The 8,593-nt window shown below is 73.3% G+C and carries 7 protein-coding genes; all 7 read left to right on the top strand.

The window, feature by feature from the left end; all coding sequences use genetic code 11:
* Positions 1–1,683, top strand: a 1,683-nt coding sequence (locus ACTHL4_RS12440) for a carbamoyltransferase family protein (RefSeq protein WP_440283086.1), incomplete at its 5' end; no start/stop codon positions are given.
* Positions 1,680–3,209 carry an HAD-IIIA family hydrolase gene (locus ACTHL4_RS12435; RefSeq protein ID WP_440283085.1) on the top strand — a complete coding sequence of 510 codons (1,530 nt, stop codon included), beginning with the start codon at positions 1,680–1,682 and terminating at the stop codon, positions 3,207–3,209. The genes ACTHL4_RS12440 and ACTHL4_RS12435, both read left to right, overlap by 4 nt.
* Positions 3,206–4,285 (top strand): glycosyltransferase family 9 protein, encoded by a 1,080-nt coding sequence (locus tag ACTHL4_RS12430; RefSeq protein WP_440283084.1) that lies wholly within the window; start codon positions 3,206–3,208, stop codon positions 4,283–4,285. Before ACTHL4_RS12435 ends, ACTHL4_RS12430 begins: the two co-directional genes overlap by 4 nt.
* Positions 4,273–5,250 (top strand): glycosyltransferase, encoded by a 978-nt coding sequence (locus ACTHL4_RS12425; protein WP_440283083.1) that lies wholly within the window; start codon positions 4,273–4,275, stop codon positions 5,248–5,250. Before ACTHL4_RS12430 ends, ACTHL4_RS12425 begins: the two co-directional genes overlap by 13 nt.
* On the top strand, positions 5,247–6,470 hold the full coding sequence (locus tag ACTHL4_RS12420) for a glycosyltransferase (RefSeq protein ID WP_440283082.1): 1,224 nt from the start codon (positions 5,247–5,249) through the stop codon (positions 6,468–6,470). The genes ACTHL4_RS12425 and ACTHL4_RS12420 overlap by 4 nt, the downstream gene beginning before the upstream one ends.
* Positions 6,470–7,870 carry a PfkB family carbohydrate kinase gene (locus ACTHL4_RS12415; RefSeq protein ID WP_440283081.1) on the top strand — a complete coding sequence of 467 codons (1,401 nt, stop codon included), beginning with the start codon at positions 6,470–6,472 and terminating at the stop codon, positions 7,868–7,870. The genes ACTHL4_RS12420 and ACTHL4_RS12415 overlap by 1 nt, the downstream gene beginning before the upstream one ends.
* Positions 7,854–8,573 carry an SDR family oxidoreductase gene (locus ACTHL4_RS12410; RefSeq protein ID WP_440283080.1) on the top strand — a complete coding sequence of 240 codons (720 nt, stop codon included), beginning with the start codon at positions 7,854–7,856 and terminating at the stop codon, positions 8,571–8,573. Before ACTHL4_RS12415 ends, ACTHL4_RS12410 begins: the two co-directional genes overlap by 17 nt.
* Positions 8,574–8,593 lie beyond the last annotated feature (20 nt).

The following is an 8,593-nucleotide window of genomic DNA, read 5'->3' as shown; positions in this document are numbered from 1 at the left end:
ATGGGGTACCGGCTCGGCATGCGTGGGCTCGGGATCAATGCCCTGTTCCCCGACCCGTCGGCTGCCCTGGTCGTCGACGGACGGATCGTGGCGGCCGCGGAGGAAGAACGCTTCAGTCGCCGCAAGCACGGCAAACGGCCGGTGCCGTTCGCCGCGTGGGAGCTGCCTGTCGAGGCGATGTCATGGTGCCTCGACCGCGCCGGACTGTCGGCGGCCGACCTCGACGCGGTGGCCTACTCCTACGACCCCGCCCTGGCCGCCCCGGCGGCGGATCTGGGGCTCGACGACCCGTGGGACTGGCTGCGCCAGCGGTATGCCGAACACGCACCGAAGTTCATCGCCCACGAACTCGGCGACCTCGGCCCCGGGGTGTTCCGGTATGTGCCCCACCACGTCGCGCACGCAGCGTCGGCCGGGCTGCTTCGGGCCGGCCAGGACGACGAACGGCACACGAGCGTGCTGGTGGTCGACGGACGCGGCGAGAGCGCCTCGCACCTTGCCGGCGCCTATGACCACGGGAAGCTGAATGTCCTTGCGACGCAACAGCTTCCGGACTCGCTCGGCCTGGTCTACGAGTCACTCACCGAACATCTGGGCTTCCTGCGCTCCAGCGACGAATACAAGGTCATGGCGCTCGCGTCGTACGGGCGTCCCCGTCACCTGCGCGAGCTGCGGGAGAGTATGCACGCCGACGGCGGCGGCGGATTCACTGCGCGGGTCCCCGACTGGACCCGCTGGGCACCGCGCCGTGCGCCGCACGAGGAGTGGTCCGCGCCGCACGCGGACCTGGCGGCCTCGGTGCAGGCCTGTCTGGAGGAGACGCTGCTGGATCTCGCCTCGTGGCTGCACGGCGAGACCGGGACCTCGCACCTGGCGATGGCGGGCGGCACCGCGCTGAACTGTGTCGCCAACTCCCGGCTGTGGCGCGACTCGCCCTTCGACGCGGTGTGGGTGCAGCCTGCGGCTGGAGACGCCGGCACAGCGCTGGGTGCAGCTCTCGCCGCGTCCGACGACATCGTGGCGACCGGCGGCGCCGACTTCACCACGGCCGCGCTGGGGCGCGAATGGTCCGACGGGGACCTGGCGGCCGAACTGCACCGAGCCGCCGTCCCGTACGAGACCCCCGACGATCTGCCGGGTGTCGTGGCCCAGGCGCTGGCGGACGACGGGATCATTGCGTGGTTCGAGGGTCGCAGCGAGTTCGGACCGCGCGCCCTGGGTCAGCGGTCATTGCTGGCACACCCCGGCAATCCGGACAACCTGCGCCGGCTCAACGACGTCAAGGGTCGGGAGCAGTTCCGGCCGGTCGCGCCCATGGTGCGCCGCGAGCGGGCCGGCGAGATCTTCTCCGGTGGCCCATTGCCGAGTCCCTACATGCTGTTCATCCATGACGTGAAAGACGAATGGCGAGAACGCATCCCGGCTGTCACGCACGTCGACGGAACAGCCCGGGCCCAAACCGTCGACCGGGAGACGAAGCCCCGGTTGGCGGACATGCTGGAGCGGTTCGACCAGCTCACCGGGCTGCCGGTCGTCATCAACACCAGCCTGAACACCGCGGGACGGCCGATGGTCGACACCCCGCGCGAGGCACTGGAGATCTTCGGTTCGGCATCGGTCGACCTGCTGGTGCTGGGTCCGCACGTCGTCCGCCGCCGTGACCTGTTCGGGAGCGACCGATGACGCAGCACGCGCAGAGCACGATCGACTACGCGGTCGTCGTGCCCACGATCGGCCGGCCGAGCCTGCAGGTGACTCTGGCCGGTCTCGCCGGACAGGCGCATCCCCCGTCCGAGGTGGTCATCGTCGACGACCGACCGGCCGGTGACCCTCCCCTGTCGGCGCCCGCCGCACTCACCGCGCGCTGCCGCACCCGCGTGGTCGCCGGGCCGGCACGCGGACCCGCCGCGGCGCGCAACCTGGGCTGGCAGGTCACCAGGGCGCCCTGGGTGGTCTTCGTCGACGACGACGTCGAGGTGCCACCGGACTGGTCGCCGGACCTGCTCGCCGACCTGGCCGACGCGCCCACCACGACCGGCGGTGTCCAGGCCGTGGTCCGTGTGCCGCTGCCGCAGCACCGGCGGCCGACCGACTGGGAGCGCAACACCGCCGGCCTGGCCGATGCTCGATGGATCACCGCCGAGATGGCGTTCCGGCGCGAGGCGCTGGTGGAGGTGTCCGGCTTCGACGAGCGCTTTCCGCGCGCCTACCGCGAGGACTCCGACCTGGCGCTGCGTCTGCAGCGGGCCGGATGGTCTCTGCGGCAAGGGGATCGGGTCATCGTGCATCCCGTGCGACCGGCCGGACCATGGATCAGCGTCCGGCTGCAGCGGGGCAACGCCGACGATGCCCTGATGCGCCGCTTGCACGGCCCGGCGGGGCGCCGCGCGGCGGCCGCGGGACCGGGCCGGATGCGTAGCCACCTGCTCACGGTGGGGTTCGGGTGCGTCGCGGTCGGCGGCGCGCTGTGCGGCCGGACCTCCCGGGGCAGGCGGGTCGCCGCTGCCGGAGCGGCCGGCTGGCTGACGGCGACCGTCGAGTTCGCCGTGCGCCGGATCGTGCCCGGGCCGCGGACGCCCACCGAGATCGGCCGGATGGCGGTCACCTCCGCACTCATCCCGTGGTCCGCGGTCGCCCATGCGGCCACCGGCCGTTGGCGCCACCGCCACGCGCAGCCCTGGCCGCTTCCGGTCCGGGCGGTGCTCTTCGACCGGGACGGCACACTGATCGAGAACGAGGAGCGCCCGGTCGACCCGGCGCGGGTGCGGCCGCTGGACGGTGCACCCGACGCGGTCGCCGCGCTGCGCACGCGGGGCATCGCGACCGGGGTGGTCACCAACCAGGGTGCGGTCGGCGAGGGACGCAGCACGGTGCACGACGTGGCGGCACGCAACGCCGCGGTGGAGCGTGCGATCGGCCCGTTCGACACCTGGCAGACCTGCCTGCACCGTGCATCCGACGGCTGCGGCTGCCGCAAACCGGCGCCGGGGATGATCCGGGCAGCGGCGCGTGCCCTCGGCATACCGGCCGGGCAATGCGTGGTCATCGGCGACACCGAGGGCGACATACTCGCCGCCCGCCGGGCGGGCGCGCGTGCGGTGCTGGTCCCCAACGCCGCCACCCGCGCCGGCGAGGTCGACGACGCCCCACAGGTCGCGCCCGACCTGACGGCGGCCGTGCGCTGGGTGCTGCAGGGGGCACAGTCATGACCCGAGTGCTCGCGGTGCGGATGGACGGCATCGGCGATGTGCTGCTGACCGGCCCGGCCGTCCGCGCGATCGCCGCCGGTGCCGAGCAGGTCGACTACCTCAGCTCGACCGCTGGTGCGGCCGCCGCCGCGCTGTTGCCGGGTGTCACCGACACGCTCGCCTACGACGCGCCATGGGTCGGCGCGCCCTGCCACTCGACGTTCGCGGGTGAACTGGCCGTGCTGGTCGGACGGCTGCGGGAGACGTACGACGAAGCGATCATCTTCACCTCGTTCCATCAGAGTCCGCTGCCGGCCGCCATGGTGTGCCGCCTCGCCGGCATCCCGCGCATCGCGGGCACCAGCGACGCCGGCCCGGGCAGCCTGCTGGACGTCCGGCACCGCCGGATGTGCGCCCCCGGCGGACCGGAGACCGACGACGACGGCGGCGACCGTGGCGGCCACGAGGTGCACGCCGCGCTGCGCCTCGCCGAGGCCGCCGGATACCCGCTGCCGGCCCACGACGACGCGCGGCTGCGCTTGACGCCCGGCCCGGTCGACGGGTCGGGTCTGCCCGAGCACTACGTCGTGGTCCACCCCGGCGCCTCGGTCCCCGCGCGACAGATCGGTCCGGCGCTCACGCGGGACGCGGTGCAGGCGCTGGTGGCCGGAGGCCGGCACGTGGTGCTGACCGGGGACGACCGTGACCGGGAGCTGATCAGCGGGCTGGCTGCGCAGACCGCCGCGGACGCCGTGACCGATCTCCTCGGCCGCACCGACCTGCAACGGCTGCGGCAGGTGATCGCCGCGGCCGACGCGGTGGTGGCCGGCAACACCGGCGCGGCGCACCTGGCCGCCTCGGTCGGCACGCCGGTCGTGTCGGTGTTCGCCCCGGTGGTGCCGGCCGCCCGGTGGCGGCCGTGGGGGGTCCCGCACGTGCTGCTCGGTGACCAGGGCGCCGCCTGTGCCGCCTCCCGTGCGCGTGTCTGTCCGGTCCCCGGTCATCCGTGCATGCGGGGTGTGACCGGCGCCGGGGTGGTCGCCGCGGTCGACGAACTGACCGGGGCGACGGTCCGGGAGGTGTCATGCGCGTCCTGATGTGGCACGTGCACGGCTCCTGGACGACGTCCTTCGTCCAGGGTCGGCACGAGGTCGTCATACCCGTGGACGGGCAGCGCGGGCCGGACGGCCGCGGCCGGGCGCGGACCTGGGACTGGCCGGAGCGGGTGCGTGAGGTGCCGGTTCACGAGCTGGGCCGGACCGATGTCGACTGCGTGATCCTGCAGCGCCCGCACGAGGAGGAGCTCTGCCGGCAGTGGACCGGGCGGGTCCCCGGGGCCGACCTGCCAGCGCTCTACCTGGAGCACAACACTCCCGGCGGTCCTGCCGCCACGACCCGCCACCCGATGGCCGAGCAACACACCATCCCGGTCGTCCACGTCACCCACTTCAACCGGTTGATGTGGGACTGCGGCCGGGCGCCCACCACCGTGGTCGAGCACGGTGTCGTCGATCCCGGCTACCGCTACACCGGAGAACACGCCGGCCTCGCTTCGGTCGTCAACGAACCGGTGCGGCGTGGTCGCGTCGTCGGGACGGACCTCCTGCTGCAGCTGGCGCGCGGGCACCGGCCGCTGGATGTCTACGGCATGGGCATGCAGGATCTGGCCACCGAGGCGACGGCCCTGGGGCTCTCGGCGTGGACCGCACGACTGCACGACGACCTGCCGCAACACGACATGCTCGAGCGCCTCCCCCGCCACCGCGCCTACCTGCACGTATGCCGCTGGACCAGCCTCGGCCTCTCGCTCATCGAGGCGATGTTGCTGGGTATGCCGGTGCTCGCCGTCGACACGACCGAGGCGTCGGCGGCGGTGCCGGCGGACGCCGGACTGGTCTCCAGCGACCTCGACGCGCTGCTGCGACGGGCCGACCACTGGATCGAGGATCCGGACAGCGCCCGCGAAGCCGGTCGCGCCGCACGCCGACACGCGCTCGAGAAGTTCGGGCTACCAAGGTTTTTGGACGACTGGGATCGACTACTGGAAGGGGCAACATCATGAAGATCGCGATGATCTCGGAACATGCAAGCCCGCTGGCCACCCTCGGCGGGGTCGACGCCGGAGGGCAGAACGTTCACGTCGCGGCGTTGGCACAGCAGCTCGCGGCACGCGGCCACGACGTCAGCGTCTACACCCGCCGCGACCGTCCCCTGGACGACCTGCCCGAACGGGTCGATCTGGCCGGCGTAACGGTCGTCCACGTCCCGGTCGGCCCGGCCCGCTACCTGCCCAAGGACGACCTGCTGCCGCTGATGCCGGCCTTCGCCGACTGGATGCAACGTGACTGGTCCCGGCACGGCCGGCCGGACATCATGCACGCCCACTTCTGGATGTCCGGGATCGCCGCCATGCGGGCCGCAGACGCCTCCGGCATACCGATGGCGCAGACCTTCCACGCCCTGGGCACCGTCAAACGGCGCCACCAGGGCGCGGACGACACCAGCCCGCCGTCCCGCATCGGCGACGAGACGCGCATCGGGCAGCGTGCCGACGCGATCATCGCGACCTGCTCGGACGAGGTGCGCGAACTCGAACGGGCCGGTGTCGACACGGCCCGGACCAGCGTGGTGCCGTGCGGTGTCGAAACGGACCTGTTCCGTCCGGGCGAGCACCAGGAGCGCACGGCCGACCTGGGCCCGCTGTTGCTGAGCGTCGCCCGGCTGGTGCCGCGCAAGGGCGTCGAGACGGTCATCCGGGCGTTGGCCCACCTCCCGACGGCGCGACTGCTGGTCATCGGTGGTCCTCCCGCGGCGCAGTTGGAGGACGACCCCGAAGTACGCCGACTGGTGCGGATCGCCGGTTCGCTCGGCGTGCTGGGCCGGGTGCGGTTCGCCGGCAGCGTGCCGCACGAGCAGATGCCCGCCGCCTACCACGCCGCGGACGTGGTCGTCGCCAGCCCGTGGTACGAGCCGTTCGGCATCACGCCCCTGGAGGCGGCGGCATGCGGGCGCCCCGTCGTCGGCACCGCGGTCGGCGGACTGCTCGACAGCGTCGTCGACGGCAGCACCGGTCTGCTGGTCCCGCCCCAGGATCCGGTCGCCCTGGCCGGCGCCGTCGCCCGCATCACCTCCTCGCCACGGCTGTTGCGGCTGTGCGGGGTCCGCGCCGCCGAGCGCGCGCACGACCGTTACGCCTGGTCCCGCGTCGCCGAGCAGACCGAGACCGTGTTCCGGGAGACGCTGGCACGAGCCGGCGCCCCGGTCGGGTCGGTGGCCCGGTGATGGCGCGCATCACGCCGGGACGTGACGTGGTCGTGGTGGGCGATGTCGTGCTGGACCGCGACCTGCAGGGCCATGCCGACCGCCTCTGCCCGGACGCCCCCGCACCGGTGGTGGACGTCGACCGGGTCCGCAGCGGGCCCGGTGGCGCCGGCCTCGCGGCGGTGCTCTGCGCCCGCCACGGCGCCCGGGTCATTCTGATCGCGCCGCTCGCCGACGACGCCGCCGGGGCGGAGCTGCGCAGGTTGCTCGCCCACGAGGGGGTGCGGGTCATCGCGCTGGAGCACACGGGACCCACCCGCTGCAAGACCCGTGTGCGCGCCGGCGGCTACTCGCTCACCCGGTTCGACGAGGGCGGACCTGGCACCCCGGGCGCACTGCCCGCCGAGGCCGCCGATCGGGTGCTGCGCGCCGATGCGGTGCTCGTGTCCGACTACGGCGCCGGTATGACGGCGCAGCCCGAACTACGGACGGTGCTCCAGCGCCGCAGTAGCCGGGAACGGATCCTGGTCTGGGACCCGCATCCGCGCGGCGCGGCACCGGTCCGCGGCGCCACGCTGGTCACGCCCAATCTGGCCGAAGCGAGCGCCGCGCTCGCTGCGCAGACCTCTGAAGACGTCTCCACTTGGGACGGCGCCCACCTGGCCGCCGAGCTCCTGCGGCGGTGGTCGGCGACCGCGATGTGCGTGACCTGCGGTGAGCAGGGTGCCTGGCTGGCCACATCCTCGCCGGAGCCGTACTTCGCACCGGCACCGGACGCCGAGGCTGCCGATCCGTGCGGCGCAGGCGACTGCCTGTCCGCGACGATCACGCTGGCGCTCGCGTCCGGCGCCACCCCGCCGGAGGCCGTGCATCACGGTGTCCAGGAGGCCTCCCGGTGGGTGGCCCAGGGTGGCACCACCGGTTTCCGGGACCGGACCGGGCCGCCGCCGGCCGCCGAAGTCGCAGACCGCCCGGGCCGCTGTCCGGTCGGCGGCACGCTGGTCGCCACCGGCGGCTGCTTCGATGTCCTGCACGCGGGGCACCTCGCCTCGCTGGAGGCTGCCAGGCGGCTCGGCGACTCACTCGTCGTGATGCTCAACTCCGACAGTTCGGTCCGTCGCCGCAAGGGTCCGGGCCGGCCGGTGCAGTCCGTCGAGGACCGCGCCCGGCTGCTGCGGGCGCTGTCGGTGGTCGACGACGTGGTCGTCTTCGAGGAGGACGATCCGCGTGAGGCGCTACGCCGACTGCGGCCCGACATCTGGGCCAAGGGCGGCGATTACGACGCCAACTCACTTCCCGAAGCAGAGGTCGTCCGTTCATGGGGCGGCCAGGTCGTGCTCCTTCCCTACCTCAACGGCCGCTCGACCACATCCCTGCTTCGCCGACACCAGGAGAGGAACCTGCATGACAACGTCAGCTGACACCCGATCGAACACCGCGACCCTGACCGGCACGGTGATCGTGACCGGCGGCGCGAGCGGACTCGGTGAGGCCGTCGCGCACGCCGTACTCCGCGCCGGCGGACGACCGGTCGTCCTCGACATCAACACACCGGAGGGCGAGTTCGATCATGTCGAGGTCGACCTGAGCGACACCCGCGCGACCGAGGCGGCCGTCGGCCGGGTCGTCGATGAGTACGGCGACGTGACGGGAGTCGTCACCGCGGCGGGCACCGATGTGTGCGGGGCGCTCGACACGGTCGAGGGCGCCGCATGGGACCGCGTCCTCACGGTCAACCTGCTGGGCACTGCGGCCGTGGTGCGAGCAGCGGTGCCGCAGCTGCGCAGGGTGCACGGTCGAGTGGTGACCATCGGTTCCACCCTGGGTCTGCGGCCCGCCGGCGACGCCACGGCATACTGCGCCTCCAAGCACGGGGTCGTCGGCTTCACCCGCGCGCTGGCGATGGAACTGGCTGGTGACGTCGGCGTCACCATGGTGGTGCCGGGCGGCATGCGCACCCACTTCTTCGACGGTCGGCCGGAGCAGTACCGGCCGGGGCCGGACGCGGACCTGATGGACCCCGCCGACGTGGCGGCCGCGGTGGTGACCGCATTGGCCCAACCCGCCGGGGTCGAGTTGCGCGAGGTGATCGTGACCGCGTCGACCGAGCCGTCCTGGCCCTAGGACGAGCCCTGGGACGAGCC

Origin of the sequence: Flexivirga sp. (assembly GCF_051955415.1) — a bacterium.
Classification (GTDB): domain Bacteria; phylum Actinomycetota; class Actinomycetes; order Actinomycetales; family Dermatophilaceae; genus Flexivirga.
Note: the sequence above shows the minus strand (reverse complement) of the source record. Positions and strands in the feature narration are given on the sequence as shown.

Excerpts from the sequence above, each read along its gene's own strand:
- ACTHL4_RS12435 (WP_440283085.1), top strand. The coding sequence starts at position 1,680 with ATGACGCAGCACGCGCAGAGCACGATCGACTACGCGGTCGTCGTGCCC.
- ACTHL4_RS12430 (WP_440283084.1), top strand. The coding sequence starts at position 3,206 with ATGACCCGAGTGCTCGCGGTGCGGATGGACGGCATCGGCGATGTGCTG.
- ACTHL4_RS12425 (WP_440283083.1), top strand. The coding sequence starts at position 4,273 with ATGCGCGTCCTGATGTGGCACGTGCACGGCTCCTGGACGACGTCCTTC.
- ACTHL4_RS12420 (WP_440283082.1), top strand. The coding sequence starts at position 5,247 with ATGAAGATCGCGATGATCTCGGAACATGCAAGCCCGCTGGCCACCCTC.
- ACTHL4_RS12415 (WP_440283081.1), top strand. The coding sequence starts at position 6,470 with ATGGCGCGCATCACGCCGGGACGTGACGTGGTCGTGGTGGGCGATGTC.
- ACTHL4_RS12410 (WP_440283080.1), top strand. The coding sequence starts at position 7,854 with ATGACAACGTCAGCTGACACCCGATCGAACACCGCGACCCTGACCGGC.